At 33.5% G+C, this 19,235-nt stretch carries 14 protein-coding genes; 3 read left to right on the forward strand and 11 right to left on the reverse strand.

Features of this window, described 5'->3' with window-relative positions; all coding sequences use genetic code 11:
- Positions 1-5 precede the first annotated feature (5 nt).
- From UH7x_RS02225 to guaA, 4 genes are read right to left on the reverse strand one after another with little or no spacing between them, the layout of a single operon-like run.
- Entirely contained in the window at positions 6-536 is a 531-nt protein-coding gene (locus tag UH7x_RS02225) for a DUF922 domain-containing protein (RefSeq protein WP_482362096.1), read from the reverse strand.
- Positions 524-928 (reverse strand): OsmC family protein, encoded by a 405-nt coding sequence (locus UH7x_RS02230; protein WP_482362097.1) that lies wholly within the window; start codon positions 926-928, stop codon positions 524-526. Before UH7x_RS02230 ends, UH7x_RS02225 begins: the two co-directional genes overlap by 13 nt.
- Positions 928-3,117, reverse strand: coding sequence for an amino acid ABC transporter substrate-binding protein (locus UH7x_RS02235; protein ID WP_482362098.1), 2,190 nt, complete (start codon positions 3,115-3,117; stop codon positions 928-930). The genes UH7x_RS02230 and UH7x_RS02235 overlap by 1 nt, the downstream gene beginning before the upstream one ends.
- A gap of 12 nt (positions 3,118-3,129) precedes the next feature.
- Positions 3,130-4,662 (reverse strand): glutamine-hydrolyzing GMP synthase, encoded by a 1,533-nt coding sequence (gene guaA, locus UH7x_RS02240; RefSeq protein WP_482362099.1) that lies wholly within the window; start codon positions 4,660-4,662, stop codon positions 3,130-3,132.
- A gap of 248 nt (positions 4,663-4,910) precedes the next feature.
- Between guaA and UH7x_RS02245 the strand changes: the two genes are divergently transcribed.
- On the forward strand, positions 4,911-5,456 hold the full coding sequence (locus tag UH7x_RS02245) for a pyridoxamine 5'-phosphate oxidase family protein (RefSeq protein ID WP_482362100.1): 546 nt from the start codon (positions 4,911-4,913) through the stop codon (positions 5,454-5,456).
- A gap of 2 nt (positions 5,457-5,458) precedes the next feature.
- On the opposite strand, the gene UH7x_RS02250 is transcribed toward UH7x_RS02245, so the two are convergent.
- Both UH7x_RS02250 and bshC read right to left on the reverse strand, forming a co-directional pair.
- Entirely contained in the window at positions 5,459-6,829 is a 1,371-nt protein-coding gene (locus UH7x_RS02250) for a pyridoxal phosphate-dependent decarboxylase family protein (protein ID WP_482363568.1), read from the reverse strand.
- A gap of 442 nt (positions 6,830-7,271) precedes the next feature.
- The gene (bshC, locus tag UH7x_RS02255; RefSeq protein ID WP_482362101.1) at positions 7,272-8,876 is read right to left on the reverse strand and encodes a bacillithiol biosynthesis cysteine-adding enzyme BshC; all 1,605 of its coding nucleotides are present in this window, start codon (positions 8,874-8,876) and stop codon (positions 7,272-7,274) included.
- Positions 8,877-9,056: 180 nt separating this feature from the next.
- On the opposite strand from bshC, the gene UH7x_RS02260 reads away from it, so the two are divergent.
- The gene (locus tag UH7x_RS02260; protein ID WP_482362102.1) at positions 9,057-11,513 is read left to right on the forward strand and encodes a M14 family metallopeptidase; all 2,457 of its coding nucleotides are present in this window, start codon (positions 9,057-9,059) and stop codon (positions 11,511-11,513) included.
- 11 nt (positions 11,514-11,524) lie between these two features.
- On the opposite strand, the gene UH7x_RS02265 is transcribed toward UH7x_RS02260, so the two are convergent.
- The 4 genes from UH7x_RS02265 to UH7x_RS02280 all read right to left on the reverse strand — a co-directional run bounded on the left by UH7x_RS02265 (position 11,525) and on the right by UH7x_RS02280 (position 15,768).
- Complete coding sequence (locus UH7x_RS02265; RefSeq protein WP_482362103.1) at positions 11,525-12,562, reverse strand: sugar phosphate isomerase/epimerase family protein; 1,038 nt, start codon at positions 12,560-12,562, stop codon at positions 11,525-11,527.
- 78 nt (positions 12,563-12,640) lie between these two features.
- The gene (locus tag UH7x_RS02270; RefSeq protein ID WP_482362104.1) at positions 12,641-13,648 is read right to left on the reverse strand and encodes a 3-oxoacyl-ACP synthase III family protein; all 1,008 of its coding nucleotides are present in this window, start codon (positions 13,646-13,648) and stop codon (positions 12,641-12,643) included.
- Between the two features lie 131 nt (positions 13,649-13,779).
- Complete coding sequence (locus UH7x_RS02275) at positions 13,780-15,090, reverse strand: ABC1 kinase family protein (protein WP_482362105.1); 1,311 nt, start codon at positions 15,088-15,090, stop codon at positions 13,780-13,782.
- 18 nt (positions 15,091-15,108) lie between these two features.
- Positions 15,109-15,768: a TetR family transcriptional regulator C-terminal domain-containing protein gene (locus UH7x_RS02280; protein ID WP_482362106.1), complete on the reverse strand. Its 660-nt coding sequence runs from the start codon at positions 15,766-15,768 to the stop codon at positions 15,109-15,111.
- Positions 15,769-16,176: 408 nt separating this feature from the next.
- Here UH7x_RS02280 and htpG point away from each other — a divergent pair, with 408 nt between their 5' ends.
- Positions 16,177-18,066: a molecular chaperone HtpG gene (gene htpG / locus UH7x_RS02285; RefSeq protein ID WP_482362107.1), complete on the forward strand. Its 1,890-nt coding sequence runs from the start codon at positions 16,177-16,179 to the stop codon at positions 18,064-18,066.
- A gap of 346 nt (positions 18,067-18,412) precedes the next feature.
- Here htpG and UH7x_RS02290 read toward each other — a convergent pair whose 3' ends face one another.
- Entirely contained in the window at positions 18,413-19,228 is an 816-nt protein-coding gene (locus UH7x_RS02290; protein WP_482362108.1) for an inositol oxygenase family protein, read from the reverse strand.
- Between the last annotated feature and the right edge of the window lie 7 nt (positions 19,229-19,235).

Raw genomic sequence — 19,235 nt, forward strand, 5'->3', positions numbered from 1 at the left:
TTAATCTATTCATTCATCGATTTACTAATCTTTTCGTTCCAAATTTTCTGTTGATCTAGATCACGAGAGAAATTGGTTTCGCGATCATACTTATTTTGAAAAGCATGTAAATCTTTATTGATTTCCACGAAAATAGCGCGTACCTTTTTCTTTATGTTTGTATCGTTTCTTACTGTTCGCAACCTTTCTCTAAATTTCTTAGCAAAAAGTTCAGTAATATCGAAATGTAATTGTTCATGACTTAAAATCACATCATTACACAATTCGGGTTTGTGCCAAGATTTATCCGGATAAAAAAGTGAACTCACAATAACTTCAAGACTAGATTCGCCATTGCCAATAATACTGCTTAAAGAATAGGTTATACCACTGGCCGTAGTAGCTGCTGCCCATTCCGTTTTCAACGGACTTCCCTGGTAATCTGCCCAAGTTAATTTACGTTCTTTAGACCATAATAAAACACGGTCTTCATCTTGCGCATTAATGTGAATAATAGCAAAAAAAAACAGTAATAATATTACTTTTAGTTTATCCAATTGAATTGAATTTGCTTATCAATATCTGGATGCAAACTATAATGCACTGGGCATGTATTGGCAGTATGAATTAATATTTTTCGTTCTTTATCACCAACAGAAGCTGGTAATTTTAAATCAATCTCTATTTTTGAAATTCGACGGGGATCGGCAGACATATGTTTAGTAACTTCAGCAGTAGTATTTGTTAAATCTACATCTAAAGATTTTGCCTTAATACCCATCATAGTTAGTATACAACTTGCTAAACCAGTCGCAACAGTATCAGTTGGCGAGAAAGCTTCTCCCAAACCATTATTATCAATAGGCGCATCTGTCGTAAACGAATTTCCGGACTGCAAATGCACACAAGTCGTTCTCAAATTACCCTTATAAGTTACTTTAGATGTCATTAATTAGTAGTTTTTATTTCTTCTAAACGTAAATCTTTATAACTCATTATATAAGAAGCCTGATTAAAATAACCTGAGGCAAAATCTTTTTCATAAGAAAACTTATTTCCTGTGTATTCCGTTTCACCAACCAACTTAGAAATTTCGAATAAATCGTTTTTATAAGCCAATTTTAATAACAAGTCGAAGGTTGTATCAAAACCTCTAATTGCATAGCGGTCTGGCTCTCCACCAAAACGTTTACGATAAGCTTTTTCAAAACTATTACTTGCTGGCTCTCGAAAAACCGAAGGATAGGTGAAATTTAAATTAGACAAATGAGTACTTGAAATTACATCGCTATCAAAGGCATTATCTTTATGCGTTGTGAACATTCTCAATTTCACTTTTTCTTTATCATTTTCTGGATCTAAAAGTGAATTATTCAAGGAATTCAGTATTGAAGTAACACTTGTTACCAATTTAAAATTATCACTTTCAACAAAAATCCAGTTCTCTTTTTCTTTAGATAGTAACGATTTCAACAAATCAATACTAACCCCAATATTTTTTTCCTCCTCAACCACTTTAGCAACCTTTGCATCTTCAAAATTCTTAACCAAAGCATTACTAGCACTAATGTGGGTAGAATCTGCGATAACCACTATATTCTGGTCTGTATGAATTTCTTTAACATAAGCAATCATTTTCTCGCGTAACAGTTGATCTTCTGTATATGAGAAGAAAACATTTTTTAGACTTACATCTTTATTTGGTTTAATTGGTGTAATTACCGGAACATTTTTGTCAGCCGCTCTAACCGCAACCTCACGAACAGAAGCAAGATCAAACGGGCCTACGATGGCATTATAATCTCCAATATTTTCGCGTAACAATAATTCTTTAGTTTTTGCTAAATTATATTGATTATCTATGGTTTTAACATCTACGGAAACACCCAATTTGGCTACAGAATCTAATGCTATTAGAGCACCAGAATAAAATCCTAAACTGTACTTTAATAAACTAGGTTTCTCCAGTTGTTTTTGAATATCGTCAACCTCATTTAGATCAATTCGGTTTAATCGAAAGGGTAACATAAATATTATCTTAGGACGATTCGCAATATTTATACTATCAACAAGATTCAATTTATCTAACACTAGAGCATTGCGAACTTCAAAATCTCCAATTTGATCTTTTGGAAGTTTTAAAATCATACCTGCTTTTAGCCCTTCAGATAAATCTGGGTTTAAAGCCAATAACTCTTTATAGGTAATACCTAATTTACGAGTTAACGAAAATTCCGTTTGTTTCGGCTTTACTTCGTAGAAATTAAAGTTATCAGTATTTACTTCACCTGCATCTAACTTCTGCTGTGGTAATCTAATAACCATACCCTCTTTTAATCCACCTCTTTCTGTTATTTCAGGGTTTAATCGAACTACTTCTTCAGACTTTACACCGAATTCTTGCTCAAGTCGATAAAAATTCATTTTAGGAGGTACTGTATATGAAGTATAGATTTGTGTATCTTGATTTTCCACAGTACTTCCTGGTATTCTTGGAAGTAATAATTCTTGTCCTTCTCTTAAATAATCTGTTGTTTTAGACAAGTCTGGATTTAGCACCATCATACTATCAATAGTAATACTGTGTTTATGTGCAAGACTCCACCTAGTTTCTTTAGGAGCAACTGTATAGGTAATATAATTATCAGGATTAATTTCATTATCCGGTTTTTTCAACCTTTTAAACTTAGGTATCCTTAAAACCATATTTTTTTTCAAAGCAGAAGAATACAAATCTTTATTGTAACGCTTTATTTCTTCCTCGGAAACTTTATAGCGTTTGGCAATGCCAAATAGCGTTTCTTTTCTACGTACTTTATGAGAAGTAAAACCGATTGGTTCTTCATGCTTTTCCGCACTTATTTTTGAATTATTATCACCTACTACAACAGGTTTAGAAATAGAACTATTTGCTATCGCAGGTATAACAAGTATTGTATTAACCTTTAGAGTTTGTCCCTTTTTAATCTCCTTATTATAAGTAAGAATAGTCTGTGTGGAAACTTGATATTGTTTTGCAATACCTTCTAAAGATTCGCCCTTTTTAACTGCATGTGTTGTAAATTTTTGTGCGGTAGCTTTACAAGCTACAAAGGCAATTAAAAAAATTACAAGTACGTTTTTTAAAACTTGATTCATAAACTTTTCTGGTTATTCCCATTCAATTGTTGCAGGGGGTTTTGAACTAATATCGTAAACAACTCTATTTACTCCGGGCACTTTATTTATAATTTCATTTGAAGTCTTTTGCAAGAATTCATAAGGTAAATTAACCCAGTCTGCCGTCATACCATCTGTACTTTCAACGGCTCTCAAAGCTACACATTTTTCATAAGTACGCTCATCACCCATTACCCCTACACTATTTACGGGCAAAAGCATAGCTCCAGCCTGCCAAACTTTATCATAAAGCCCCCATTCTTGCAATCCATTGATAAAAATATGATCAACTTCTTGTAAAATAGTTACTTTTTCAGGTGTAATATCTCCTAATATTCTAATGCCCAATCCAGGTCCTGGAAACGGATGTCGCCCTAATAGTTCTTTATCTAAGCCCATACTAGCTCCTACTCTACGCACTTCATCTTTAAACAACATTTTTAAAGGCTCTACCACTTTTAATTTCATATAGTCTGGCAAACCACCAACATTATGGTGACTTTTTATTGTTGCAGAAGGACCACCTGTAGCAGAAACTGATTCAATTACATCTGGATAAATTGTTCCTTGTGCCAACCATTTTGCATTTTCAACTAAATGCGATTCATCATCAAAAACCTCAACAAAAACACGACCTATAATTTTTCTTTTTGTTTCTGGATCACTCTCTCCAGCCAATCCATCCAAAAAGCGTGCCGAAGCATTAACACCTTTAACATTAAGGCCCATGCCTTCATATTGCTTAAGAACAGCTTCAAACTCATTCTTACGGAGCAAGCCATTATTTACGAAAATGCAATGAAGATTTTTACCAATTGCCTTATGTAATAATACTGCAGCCACAGAAGAATCTACTCCACCAGAAAGGCCTAATATAACTTGATCATCACCAATCTTTTCTTTGAGTTCTGCCACCGCTGTTTCAACGAAAGCATCTGGAGTCCAAGTTTGTGCAATTCCTGCAATTTTCACCAAAAAATTCTCTAAGACTTGTTTACCATCTTTTGAATGATAAACCTCCGGATGAAATTGAATACCATAAGTTTCTTCACCGTCAAATTTAAAAGCTGCATTTTCAACATCGGTAGTACTAGCGATGAGCTTCGCATTATTTGGTAATTTTTTAATCGTATCTGCATGACTCATCCAAACTTGACTACCTGTATTGACATTTTCTAAGAATGGGCTTTCAGAATCTACATGAGAAAGATTTGCTCTACCGTATTCTCTAGTATTCGACTTTTCAACATTTCCCCCATTAAAATGAGCAAGATATTGTGCTCCATAACAAACACCCAACAAAGGCTTTTTACCTCGTATTTCAGACAAATCTGGGTGTGGTGCATCTTCTGCTCGCACTGAAAATGGAGATCCAGATAGAATTACTGCATCATATTCAGTTAAATCTTTCGGAGGATTGTTATAAGGTTTTATTTCGGAGAAAATATTCAGTTCTCGAACGCGTCTACCAATAAGTTGAGTGTATTGAGAACCAAAATCTAGAATTAGGACTTTGTTTTGCATGGGCAAAAATAGTAATTTGAAAAATTTAAGAAAGCCTATATAAAATATATTTGTAACATAAATATAAAACTTGTAAAATTTGTAGGAAAATACAACATAATATTTTAATTCACGTTGGTAATAAAATGTCTATTTACCAACATAAGTTACACTTTATGAGCATAGTATAAGATAATATTTCTACAACTACTTACCAAAGTATTTTACTTTACACTTATGAATATTAATCACAACAAGCTATTAAAGTTATGACTAATAAGTACATGTCTGAGATTAAGTCTCTATTAACAGCTGCGCTTACTGAAAGGAATCATCCATTAAAGTTTTGCGTTCTAGGAACTATAGGTTTAGATAATTCTCCCGAAGCCCGACTTATTGGACTTAGAGAAGTTTCCGATGATTATGCATTTACACTTTTCACAGATGAACGTTCTAATAAGGTCTCTCAAATAGAAAAGAATCCACAGGTAAGTTTACTTTTTTATCATCCTGAGAAAAAAATTCAAATAAAAATTAAGGGAATAGCTTCCATATTAAACGACGAGCAATACATTAAAAAAACATGGCAGCAAATTAGACCGAATGGCATTAAAGATTATACAACTACAGATGCGCCCGGAACAATTCTAAAGAACAACCAAGAAATTACCTACTTAAAGGAAAAAAACTATTTCTGTATAATTAAGGTTGAGACAAAAACTATTGAATACTTAAAACTTAGAGAAACCAGCCATTTTAAAGTCGAGTTTCACCAAGGTATTAATGGATGGGTAAGTCAGTTTTTAGTGCCTTAACCTTATTTCATTGACTTAAGAATAGCGCTAATATCTTCTTTAGTAGTATCTGGGTTTATAAAACAAAAGCGGGCAACAGTTTCTTTTTCTTTACCATTATTCCATTTTGTTGGTGTTACTAAAGCGAAACCAGCCCTATGGTTTTTGTAAGTCCAATTATTATAATCTTTAGGCTCCCACCCTATTCTTCTGTACAGTACACAAGAGAGACTAGGTTCTCGGACTAATTCTATATAAGGCTCTTCCTTTATGAGATTACCGGCAATTTGAGCCAATTCGATGCCTTGCTCGACAGCTCTTTTATATTTATCGGTACCATGCATGGCAAGTGAAAACCATAAAGGCAATCCTCTAACTCTACGCGTTAATTGAATTTGATAATCCGATGGATTGAAACCTACCGCACCTTCATCTTTAAAAATATCTAGATACGAACCTTCTTGAGCATGAGCTTCTTTGGCTTTTTCTGGGTGTTTATAAATAACAGCACCACAATCGTACGGTGAAAAAAGCCATTTATGAGGGTCGATTGTAATACTATCAGCTTTTTCTATACCCTTAAAGAGGTGACGGACTGAATCAGCAGCAAGTGCACCGCCACCATAGGCAGCATCTACATGAAACCACAATTTTTCCTTTTCACAAACCGTAGCTATTCCATCTAAATCATCAATAATTCCTGCATTAGTAGTACCACCAGTTCCTACAACAGCAAATAGGCGTTTTCGAGTTTCACTTGACAGCGAATCTATTGTACTTTCTAAATCACTTTGCATCATTCTATTTTCAGACTCAACAAGCAGAATATCGGCATCAATAACCTTGGCCATAGCTTTAATAGACGAATGTGCTCCTACAGAAGTAATAATTAAACCACGAACACCAATATTTCGCTCGTTTTTACGCCAATTTTCTCTGGCCGCTACCATAGCTGACAAATTAGCAGCGGTACCTCCGCTCGTAAAAACACCAAATGCACCTTTAGGCAATTTTGTAAGCGAAACTAACCATTTCATAGCTTCATTTTCACAAAAAATTCCCCCGGCTCCTTCCATCCAATAGGCACCATGAATACTTGATGCAGATGTAACTAAATCGAACATAATAGAGGCCCTAGTTGGGGCCGCTGAAACAAATGCTAAATGACGTGGATGGTCAATTGGTACAGTTGCTTTCACTAAAACATCTTTAAATAATTGGAAAGCCTTTTCACCACCAATCCCTTCTGACGTAATAGTTTCACCCACTAATTCTCGAAGTTCTTCTTCCTTTTTTGGCTGCCCTAATTCTAAAGAAGTTGCTGTAATTCTATGAATGGCGTACTTCATTACATCTAAGGTCATTTCAACCAAATCTATATCGATATTATGCATTGTAGATTTCATAAAACAAAGGTAAGTCTTTTGCTATTTAACTATTTCATCAGTCTAATTTGTAGACTAATTTAATCTCTGATGGTACTCCATATTAATTTATCAAAAACCAATAAAATTGAAAAACCCTGTTTACGATAAGTAAACAGGGTTTTTAATCAAAATCAAAAAACCAACCTAAACACATGAACTAAATTAAGTTCAAAAAAAATTCTTTTTCATAGCAATTTATTATAAAACAACTAACTCGTGTTTTACCCTACCTACTTTTCTAAATAATTTTAATTTTTATTGCAAAAATCGGAATTCATTGGGCTCAAGAACTATCAAAAAAAAATATACGAGGGCATATTGAGGAATTAATGTCACAAAAAATACGCCACTCAAGTAAATTGATTAATTATTTACAACCCCCACTAATCAATTATTCTTAAAACTCTTTTTAGCTTATAATAGTAAATTTCAGGTCTAAAGGTTTTAATGCATTAATTAATTGCGGAATTAGTTCTTCACCCCATTCTAGATAAAGTTCAGAAAAGTTTAAAGTTCGCTCTTGAAGTGAATGATTTGGAAATAACTGATTCTGCAATTCCGTAATGCGAAGCACGTGATCTTTTAATTTTCGTTTTTGTGCCTGCATTAATCGTTTTTCAAGATTATCAAGTCCTTTCTTCTGCTTAATTTCTTGAGCTTTTACCGCACCTAAGAAAGATTTATCTGTTTCTTCAGCCAAGGTGTACAAATCGACAAATTGTTTCTCAAGCAATTCTTTTTGTGGTGAAAAATCGATATCTATATTAGAGATTGCTCTAATTTTTTTATTTATCAAACTATTCTGTTCTAAGAATAAGTCTTTAATTTCAATGTCTAAATTGTCAGTTTTTGTCTTTAATTTCTCAGAAACTACTAATGCAGAATTACGCAGTAATAGTACTGGAAAAGGCACATTCATAGCCTTAAACATAGCTTTTAACTCTAACCAATATGCTAGCTCTCCGCCTCCACCAATATAACATAGGTTTGGTAGAATCACTTCTTGGTATAGCGGTCTTGCGATTACATTTGGTGAAAAACGCTCCGGAAATTTGTCTAATTCTCCTAATAATTCTTCTTTAGTCCATGATATTTCGGTATCAACAACACCATAACCGTTGTCCTTAGCAATTATTCGTTCGCGTAAACCTTCTTTAAGATAAAAATAATTTATCTCTCTCGGGTTAACTTGTACTTTATAGTCCGTTGATACTTCTTGCAATTGATTAACACTCTCTGAAACCTGTTTATATGCTAGATTCTCAAAAATATCTTTTTTAGCATAAGGCATCAATAATTTCTTTAAAGCCACATCATGGCCATCAACTATTACCAATCCGTATGCTCCAAAAAGCTCATTAGCAAGGTATCGGGTAGCATCTGTTAAGTTATCATGTTCTAAATAAGCGTTTTTGAATAGGTTTTTAAGAAAATCTGCATTTTTTCCACCACCTAACTGATTTGAATAAGCTTCGAATAATTCTTGTAAACCTTCGGTTTGAATTTCACCGACAGCTCCACCACCATTTCCATTAGGGTTCCATAGCAACTTTTTTCCATTAAAATTGAAATAATTTATTTCTTCAAAATCGTGGTCTTCAGTAGCCATCCAATATACAGGTACAAAGTTGTATTGCGGATATTCTTTTTTAAGATCTACAGTTAAATTTATTGTGGAAATTATCTTGTAGAGAAAATAAAGCGGTCCTGTAAATAAGTTCAACTGATGTCCTGTAACTACAGTAAACGTTATAGGTTCTTTTAATTGAATTATATGTTCTCGTGTCTTTTTACTAATTGATGTACTAGTATATTGAGACATTAAACTATCATACAAAACAGACCTATTTGCATCGGAAAAACTACGCTGCTTTTCTTCTATTTGTGCCTCAAAATTCTTAATTGCTGGATAATTATTATAAAACCCTTTTAAGGTTTCTTTTTCTTCGAGATAGTCGCAAATCAGTTTCGAAAAAAAACCAGTTTGCTCATAGTTTATACAGTCAACATCCATAGAAGGTAAAATTCGCTATAAAGTTATACTTATCGTTAAAAACAGCTGCTAAAAATACGTTAAATGCCTCAATAGTCCATTTATCGAAAAAAACTTACGAATTAAAGTCTTTAAAAAGAAATAAGCGACAAATTCCTTAGATTGTACCCTGCCCTTTTTTACACTAAATGTAATACGAAAATGATAAGAATTTTACTCTCGATAGCTTTGATTACGAGTTTTATCAGCCATTCTCAAGACTTAAAATCGCCTTCAGAATTCCTAAAATACAAGTTAGGTTCTCAATTTACACGGCACCATCAAGTCGTAGATTATTATCAATATCTAGCTCAAGAATTGCCTGAACAAATGCAACTTGTAGAATACGGGCAAACAAATGAGGGACGACCGCTTCTATTAGCATATTTTTCTTCCAAAGAAAATATGGAAAATCTGGAAGCCATTCGAAAAGATCATTTAAAAAATACTTTAGGCGCCGGTAAATCGGAAATTGCAATTGTATGGTTAAGCTACAATGTACATGGTAATGAAAGTGTTAGCACCGAAGCTGCAATGGAAACGATATACGATTTACTAACAAAAAAATCTGATTATTTAAAGAATACAGTAATCATAATGGACCCTTGTTTGAATCCAGATGGTCGAGATCGATATGTGAATTGGTACAACAAAAACAAAAACTCGCTGTTAACTACTGATCCAAATAGTAAAGAACACCACGAGGGATGGTTAAATGGAAGAACCAATCATTATATGTTCGATTTAAATCGTGACTGGGCCTGGCTAACACAAAAAGAAAGCCAGCAACGCTTAAAAATGTATAATCAATGGTTGCCACATGTTCATGCTGATTTTCATGAACAAGGTGTGGATAGTCCGTATTATTTTGCTCCCGCCGCAGAGCCATATCATGAGGTAATAACAGATTTTCAAAGAGAATTTCAGAATACTATTGGTAAAAACAATGCCAAATACTTTGATGAAAATGGTTGGTATTATTTTACAAAAGAAGTCTATGACTTGCTATACCCGAGCTATGGAGATACCTACCCCATGTACAATGGTAGTATTGGAATGACCTATGAGCAAGGTGGTAGTGGCCGTGCCGGTTTAGCCATAAAAACTAATATTGGTGACACGTTAACATTAAAAGACAGATTAGAACACCATTATACCACAGGTATTTCTACAGTAGAAATTGCTAGTAAGAATGCCGAAAAGTTGAATAATGAATTTCAAGAATTCTACAGTAAACGCAATTTTAAGTACAAAAGTTATGTAATGAACGGAGATACTGATAGAATAAATGCACTCACCAAACTTTTGGATCAACACAATATCAGCTATGGCAAAACAAATAGTGGTTCTTTAAAAGGGTACAAATATGGCACCGGTAAAGTTGGAAATTTACGAATTACTGAAAATAATCTCGTTGTATCTACAAATCAAGCTAAAGGAACTTTGGTTAAGGTTCTTTTTGAACCAAATGCTAAACTAACAGACTCACTTACTTACGATATTACAGCCTGGTCTTTACCATACGCTTATGGCTTAGAAGCTATTGCAACGACATCAAACATCTCTTCTACGCCTTTTCCTAAAGTGACGAAAGTAAATAATACAAGTTTAAATGAAAACGCTTATGCATATCTAACCGATTGGAATAGTATGAATGACGCACGTTTTCTAGCTGCGCTACATCAAGCCAATATTCGTGTAAGAGTAGCTCATAAACCCTATATCTCTGATGGCACAAAACATGAACGTGGTAGTTTAGTAATAACTAGAGCAGACAATAAGCATAACAAAGAATTTATTATCCAGCTTAAAAGATTAGCAACGGAGCACAATATAGCTTTAACAGCTACTAAAACTGGATTTGTGGATGATGGCAAGGATTTTGGTTCGAGATATGTAGAAATGCTTGATGATATAAAGGTTGCTGTATTATCTGGCGGACCTGCAGAAACCTTACGATTTGGTGAAATATGGCATTTCTTTGAACAACAATTGAACTACCCAATTACGGTACTAGATGCCCAATATTTTAAACGCATAAATCTTTCGGATTATGATGTTTTGATTTTACCTGATGGACAAGAATACAAAAATCTATTAACCGATAGTAAATATGCAGAACTGAGAATCTGGGTCGAAAATGGTGGAAATTTAATCGCAATGGGAGGCTCAATAAATACTCTAGTTGGAAAGGAAGGTTTTGACATTAAGCATAGAGAAACAGAAAAAGATAGTACAGCAAATATGAGTGCTTTTGGAAGTACCCAGCGAGAGCGAATATCTGATGAAATTACTGGGGCTATTTTTAAAACAAAAGTTGACAAAACACACCCTTTAGCTTACGGCTATGAAGACACTTACTTTACCTTAAAACTAGGTAGTTCATCTTATGAATATTTAGATGGTGGTTCCGTTGTTTATCTTGATAATGGACAGAACATACCTGTAGCAGGATTCGCTGGACATGAGGCCAAAGATAAAATAGATAAAAGTCTTGTTTTCGGCGTAGAAAGTCATGGAGAAGGTCAAGTTATTTACATGGTTGACAACCCACTATTTAGAGGTTTCTGGGAAAACGGAAAATTGTTTTTTGCGAACGCTTTATTTATGGTGAAATAGTAAAATTAGTTTTATCCTTCCAAAGCTTTTTTACAATATTCAACACATCTAGCTACTTCTTTTACTGAGGTAGATCCTTCTGGAATATTATACTCTAATTCAACAGTTGCTGGAAATGTAAATTTATTGTCTCGCATTAATTGCAGAATTTCAACTACCGGCGTATCACCTTCTCCAAAAACTTGATTCTCTTGTCCGTTAATTTTATTTTTTCGGTCTTTAAGATGCATACTACTAATGCGGTCATTTTTCCTTTTAAGTATATCCAAAGTATCGGTATTACCTGCAGCCACATAATGTCCGATATCAATATTCATCATATTTGCCGGTGATTGCTTTAATGCTGTATCCCACCAAGTTGGAGTTTGCTGCGTATGTCCGTGGTAGGCTATTTGCATATTATTTTTGGTAGCTATTTGCCCTAGCTTTAAGGTATGCGCGTCATCACCAGGTAATTCTACGGTTACATGACTAGCTCCTAAAGCCTTAGCAGCTTTAAAACCATAATTAATATCAATGTCACTACTTTCCTTTCGAAAAGCATTTGGTTTAAAAGCATAAATACTAACCCCTTTATCAGCATACATTTTTTTGAATTCACTGAATTTTTCAAAAGGCGCATTTGCTCTCCATGCTGTCAATTGTTTTGTATATGATTTTGTTTGAGCTTCTAAATCTGTTAGCTCTTTTTTTTGGTCTTTTGATGGATTTTCTAATCGAGCTAAACTTCTCATCTTTCGCCAATCTACAGGATTTTCAGGCATCCCAGCAAAAGATTCTGCCGGACCTCCCATTAATTCAATTGCACTAATACCTGAATCTAAAACATACTTTAATGTAGCCTCAGCACTTTGATCTTCCAAATCGCGAAATGAATATGTAATACAACCTATTTGAACTCCATTAATTCTAGAAATAGGTTTGTTGTAAGATGTAATAATTGAAGGAGCTCCAAAAAGTTTAGGGCCACCCAAAACAACACCAGTAGCCAAAGTTGCGGTTTTAGTAATAAACTTACGTCTAGATTGAAAGTTTTTTGAGTTTGTCATGATAAGGTATTTTTCAGTTGGATGTTAAAAATTTATTGCTATTCTCGAATGGTTTATATAATGGTTTCAACAATTGTATTACCACCTTATTATAGCACTACCCCAAGTAAAGCCACTACCAAATGCAGCAAGAACCACTAAGTCGCCTTCTTTTACTTTACCCTGTTCCCATGCTTCGGTTAAAGCAATTGGAATTGAAGCAGCAGTGGTATTTCCATAATTCATAATATTATTAAAAACTTGGTCATTAGAAAGTCCAAACTTTTTCTGAATGAATTGTGATATACGCAAGTTCGCCTGATGCGGAATTAACATATCGATTGCTGTTGGAGGTAAATTATTAGCTTGTAGGCCTTCCATAATAACTTCACTAAAACGAACAACTGCATTTTTAAATACAAACTGTCCATTCATTACTGGTAAATACGATTCATCATTTGGATCTGCATCGGCAACAATATCGGTAACCCATCGCCCTCCCATACCAGGTGCTAATAAAGCGAGTTCTTCTGCATGCTGTCCTTCTGAATGTAAATGCGTAGAGAGTATACCTTTAGAAGTATCTTCTTCTCTACTTAAAATGGCAGCACCAGCACCATCACCGAAAATAACTGATACGCCCCTTCCACGGGTTGTCATATCTAAACCTTTAGAATGGATTTCAGATCCTATTACCAGTACATTTTTGTACATACCAGTTTTTATATATTGGTCGGCAACCGATATTCCATAAACAAAACCAGAACATTGGTTACGCACATCGAGTGCTCCAACTGTTTTAATTCCTAAATCGCGTTGAACCAATACTCCCGGGCCTGGAAAATAATAATCTGGACTTAATGTTGCAAAAACGATAAAATCGATATCATCTTTATCAATACCTGCTCTTTCTATAGCAATTTTTGCCGCCTTTACGCCCATACTCGTTGTTGTGTCTTTTGGGTCTGACACATAGCGGCGTTCTTTTATACCTGTACGTTCTTGGATCCATTCGTCATTGGTATCCATAATTTTTGAAAGGTCATCATTAGTCACCACATTATCTGGGACATAATGCCCCAAGCCGATTATTTTAGAATTGTACATGATTTTTAATTTTGCGTTTTTGGTTGATTCCCTACATGAGACTATGAACATAATCTATGAGTGGTACCATCAAATCTATTATTCTAAGATAAAGAAACAAAATTAAAGTTTAGAAATAGTTTAAAAAGTCTTTAGTTCAAGTACTTGGTATATGCATTAACTTTAACGTTAGCTTTTAAATCATGAAGTAAATTAAAAAGCCCAAAGAATGTTCTATTCATATAAAGAAAGTGTTTTGAACCTCTATTACCATTCATTTTTCTCAATTCTGTATCTTCAGTAAAACGTTCACTAAGAGAGGCAATTTTATTCCAAAAATCGTTTGCTCCAAAATCAAACTCTTCTTCATTTAAGGGTGCAGTAAAAATGGTCAGCATTTCTTTAAAAATAGATTTAAAAAAAATAATTTCTTTATGCGTGTCTGTTGGCGTTAATATTTCCAGTTCATACAATTTCTTAGTAAAACTGCTATCATCTTCAAGCACTTCGCTTTTGGCCAATTCAAAATAAGGCTCATAAAATTCATCAGGAACCAATTTCATACAACCAAAGTCAATAGCGATAAGATTATTTTGGCTACTCACTAAAAAATTTCCAGGATGAGGGTCTGCATGTACTTTTCGTAAAAAATGTATTTGATACATATAAAAATCCCATAGCGTTTGGCCTAATTTATCACCTAAATCTTGTGAAAAATCCGTTTTCGTAAATTCACTTAGATGCAAGCCATCCATCCAATCCATTGTAATGATACGTTCACTAGAAAAGTTTTCATAATATTCCGGAAAGGCTAAACCCTCAATCACTGAACAAGACGTAGTAATTTCTTTACTCTGTTTTATTTCTAATAAATAGTCAGTTTCTTCAAATAACTTACTTTCAACCTCTTTAAAATATTTATCAGAATCTTTACCTTTTATATTAAACATTTTTAAGGCTATGGGCTTAACTAAAGCTAAATCACTGCTAATACTTTCAGCTACACCAGGATACTGAATTTTAACAGCCAATTCTTTTCCTGCTTTAGTCGCCTTGTGAACTTGTCCAATACTCGCTGCATTAACAGAATCTTTTTCGAAAGTATCATAAATTTCCTCAGGATACTTGCCAAGGTACTTTTTAAAGGTTTTACGAACCAATGGAGCTGACAATGGTGGTACTGAAAATTGTGAAAGGGAAAATTTATCTACATAGGCACTCGGTAGCATGTTCTTTTCCATACTCAACATTTGAGCGACTTTTAAAGCACTTCCTTTTAAAGTTTTTAAACCATTATATATATCCTCTGCATTATCTTCATTTAGCTCATCTTTCGTAATCTCTGGATTGACTAATTTTTTTCCATAATATTTAACATAATTACCTCCTATTTTAACCCCAGTTTTAACAAGCTTACTAGCTCGTTCTATTTTCCCTGTCGGGATTTTATCTAATGTTTTCATAGCTCTTTTCGAGTATTTCTATGTTAATTTTTCTTTGAAAATAAATTTTCCAAAATCTATAATATTATCTAACGGTGTATTATCAAAGACATCAAAAACAGTATTTACTGACTTTTCTATAGCCACATCAGTTTTTTCAAAACCTGGTGAATCATCATCCATCCAAAATTTTAGAAGAAACAATAATTGTATCCAAGCACCTTCCGAAAATAACTTTGGGTTATGTTGTGTAATTTTTGTGGATTTACCCTCATTACCATTCACTATTAGTTCTGTAGCAAATTCCTTTAAGTGCTTTCTTAACCCCTTTAATTGTTCCATATTTTTCATGAGGTTATTTTCGTTTTTCAAAGAAAACAATACATAACTTCTATTAAGGGTGAGCAGTTCGAAAAAGGAAAAATAGAATGTGAGCATTTTGTCTTTATTTGAAAAAGAATTGAAGTCTTTGCTCTTTTTCATAACATGAATTGTATTTGTGTAAAACAAATTCCATATAGACTTCTGAACACCTTCTATAGATGAAAAATATTGATAAAATATGTTTTCCTCAATATCATGTGCTTTACAAAATTTGTAGACAGATTTCGGCACAACTTCTTGTTCCAACACATATTCCATATACAAAGAAATCATATGGTCTTTTGATATTTTTTTTGCTTTTACCTTTGCCGCCATTTTAATTTATTTCGGGTTATAAATTAGATTGATTACAAAATAATATTGACACGCTTGTCTAAATTATAAAAACGCGTTCCCTAGCGAGAACACGTTTTTATTACAACCAACCAAAAGTTTGAATAAAATTCTTTTTCAATACAATTTTAATATCTAATTCTATTCAAATATACAATTTGTCTAACAATTATCAAAATAAATTAGACAAAAAATTAATTACACACCTCTATAATCCAAAAAATGGAGTTATATGAGGTGTCAGTTTGTCACTATTTCAAATTTGGTATTTTTTTTGACTTGTAATCTGCATCAATGGAAATTGAATATGAGGCAGTCTTACAGCTTCAATAGAACAAAAGTTAAACAAGAATTCTTCCTTTGAAGAAATGAAGGTAAAAATTACATATTATGGCAAAAGGTAAAATCAATGTTTCAGTAGAAAACATTTTTCCTCTTATTAAAAAGTTTTTATACAGTGATCACGAGATATTTCTTCGTGAGTTGATTTCAAATGCAACAGATGCGACGCTTAAACTTAAGCATCTTGCTGCGATTGGTGAAGCTAAAGGCGTTGAGTACGGAAACCCGCTAATAGAAATTAAGGTTGATAAAGAGAATAATAAAATTCATGTTATTGACCAAGGAATTGGGATGACAGAAGAAGAAGTGAAAAAGTATATTAATGAACTTGCTTTTTCTGGTGCTGAAGAATTCTTAAACAAATATGACGATACTGCTAAAGATGCCGGAATTATTGGTCATTTTGGTTTAGGTTTTTATTCTGCTTTTATGGTTGCAGATAAAGTAGAGATTATTACAAAAAGTTTTAAAGATGAACCAGCAGTACATTGGTCTTGTGATGGTTCACCAAACTTTACCATAAAGAAATCTAAAAAAGAAGATCGCGGTACTGAGATTATTCTTTCTATAGCAGATGATTCTAAAGAGTTTTTAGACGACTCGAAAATTACTGGTTTATTACAGAAGTATAATAAGTTTATGCCAATTCCTATTAAATTTGGAATGCGTACAGAAACACTTCCGAAGCCAGAAGATGCAAAAGAAGAAGATCCTGCACCAACTGAGGAAGTTGATAACATTATTAACAACCCTAACCCTGCATGGACAAAGCAACCTAAAGATTTAGAGGAAGCTGATTATAAATCTTTTTATAGAGAATTGTATCCGATGCAATTTGAGGAGCCTTTATTCCATATTCATTTAAATGTTGATTATCCATTTAATTTGACTGGAATTTTATACTTCCCAAAAATGACCAACGATATGAATCCTCAAAAAGATAGAATTCAACTCTATCAAAATCAGGTATTCGTAACTGATAATGTGGAAGGTATTGTGCCAGAGTTTTTAACCATGTTACGTGGTGTAATCGATTCGCCAGACATTCCATTAAATGTATCTCGTTCTTATTTACAGGCAGATGGCGCTGTAAAAAAGATTTCTTCTTATATCACTCGAAAAGTTGGAGATAAATTGAATTCACTTTTCAAAAACAATAGAGAAGAGTTTGAGGCAAAATGGAATGACATTAAAATTGTTATCGAATATGGTATGCTTTCTGAAGACAAATTCTTTGAGAAAGCAGAGAAATTTGCACTTTATCCAACCGTGGATGGTAAGTTCTTCACTTTTGAAGAATTAAAAGAAAAAATAGCACCTACTCAAACGGATAAGGATGATAAACTAGTTGTTCTTTATACATCTGATAAAGTAGCGCAACACAGTTATATTGAAGCTGCAAAAGCTAAAGGCTACGAAGTGCTTCTTTTAGATTCTCCGATTATTAGTCACTTAATGCAAAAGTTAGAAACATCGAATGATAAGATTTCTTTTGCTCGTGTAGACGCTGATCATTTAGACAATCTGATAAAAAAGGAAGAAACTCAGATTTCTAAATTATCTGATGAGGAAAAGGAAACCCTTAAGACAACTCTAGAAGAAACAATTGCTAATAAAAGTTATACAGTACAATTAGAGGCAATGGATAGCGATGCATCGCCGTTTATTATAACAGAGCCAGAATTTATGCGTCGTATGAAAGAAATGCAACAAACCGGCGGTGGCGGTATGTTTGGCATGGGAAATATGCCAGAAATGTACAATCTAATTGTAAATACGAATAGTGAATTAGTTGGTGAAATTCTTAGTACTAAAACAGCTAAAAAGAAAGAACGTTTAATCAATCAATCTCTTGATTTGGCTAGACTTTCAAAAGGTTTGCTTAAAGGAGAAGAATTAACTGAATTCATCAAACGCAGTTATGAAATGGTGAAATAAGTGATAAAAGTATCTCGAAAAATCGGGAAGCTATTCTTACAAAATTAAAAAACGCTTTGCATTTACAATGCAGAGCGTTTTTTTGCGCAAAATATTCAAAAAACTACTGGTTTTCTGGTATTGTTTAGGGTTTAATCTGTCATTAAATTTGTGTTTCTCCTTTTAAGGAGACACTCCATTAACTATAGCTATAGTAGCCGCCCAAAGTATTTCTTTGGGCGGTTTTGTGATTATAGTACAACTTTAAACATTGATTTTAAAGATTTCAATTATTAAAATAGGAGCATTAAAAAAGTGAGATTTTTAATTAAAAACCTCACTTATATTTAATTATGAATCTAATAAACTACCAATAAATTGGTTCAGAACCCAAATACTTTTCTGCAATTGGCTGATAATAATCGAGCACATCTTCTAAATCATACAATTTCGGACTTTTGGTATATAAATCGTACTTATTAAAGTCTCTAATAATTTCTAGATATTTAGCATCTTTATCATTCAACAATTCGGTATAACTACCACCGGTATGCCAAGGGTAAAAAGAATGATAACGAATCATTACCATAGCCTCTTCAGGTAATTTGTTGCCTTTATGGTTATTTAATACCTGATATAAGTACTCATCATGGCCCCAAGCTAAATCTACATTATCTATACCACAACCTTTTTCATATATACCCAATGTGGTATTGTATTCTGGGTTAGACATATCATCGTTAAGTGCATTAAATTCTGGATACACGCAAGTGTCTGGTAACTTACAACCAACAATAAAAACATCACCTACCAAGCCCCATTGTTCTGCCTGACTTGTACCATCTTCATCTTTACCCCACATGTACATAATTTTACCTAGATCGTGTATAAGGCCTGTTAATTGCATCCAATCTGGTCTATTATCAGCTCTTAGTCCTTCTGCACTTTGTATTAAATGTTGAATGTTAGGTAAATCTAAATCAGGATCACTAACATCAATTAATTTGTTTAGATGCCTCATTGCCTCCCATAAGTCCATTGGCTTATCAAACTTCAAATACTTTTTATGCATGTTTTGCACATATTCTAAAGTTTGATTTGTCCGCATTTTACGATAATGCTCTTTTACAGCAACAGATACATCTGGAGCTTCATAATTTCTAAAAGTCTTTTCTTCTTCCATAATTAAT

This window comes from Aurantibacter sp. UH7, assembly GCF_056839165.1.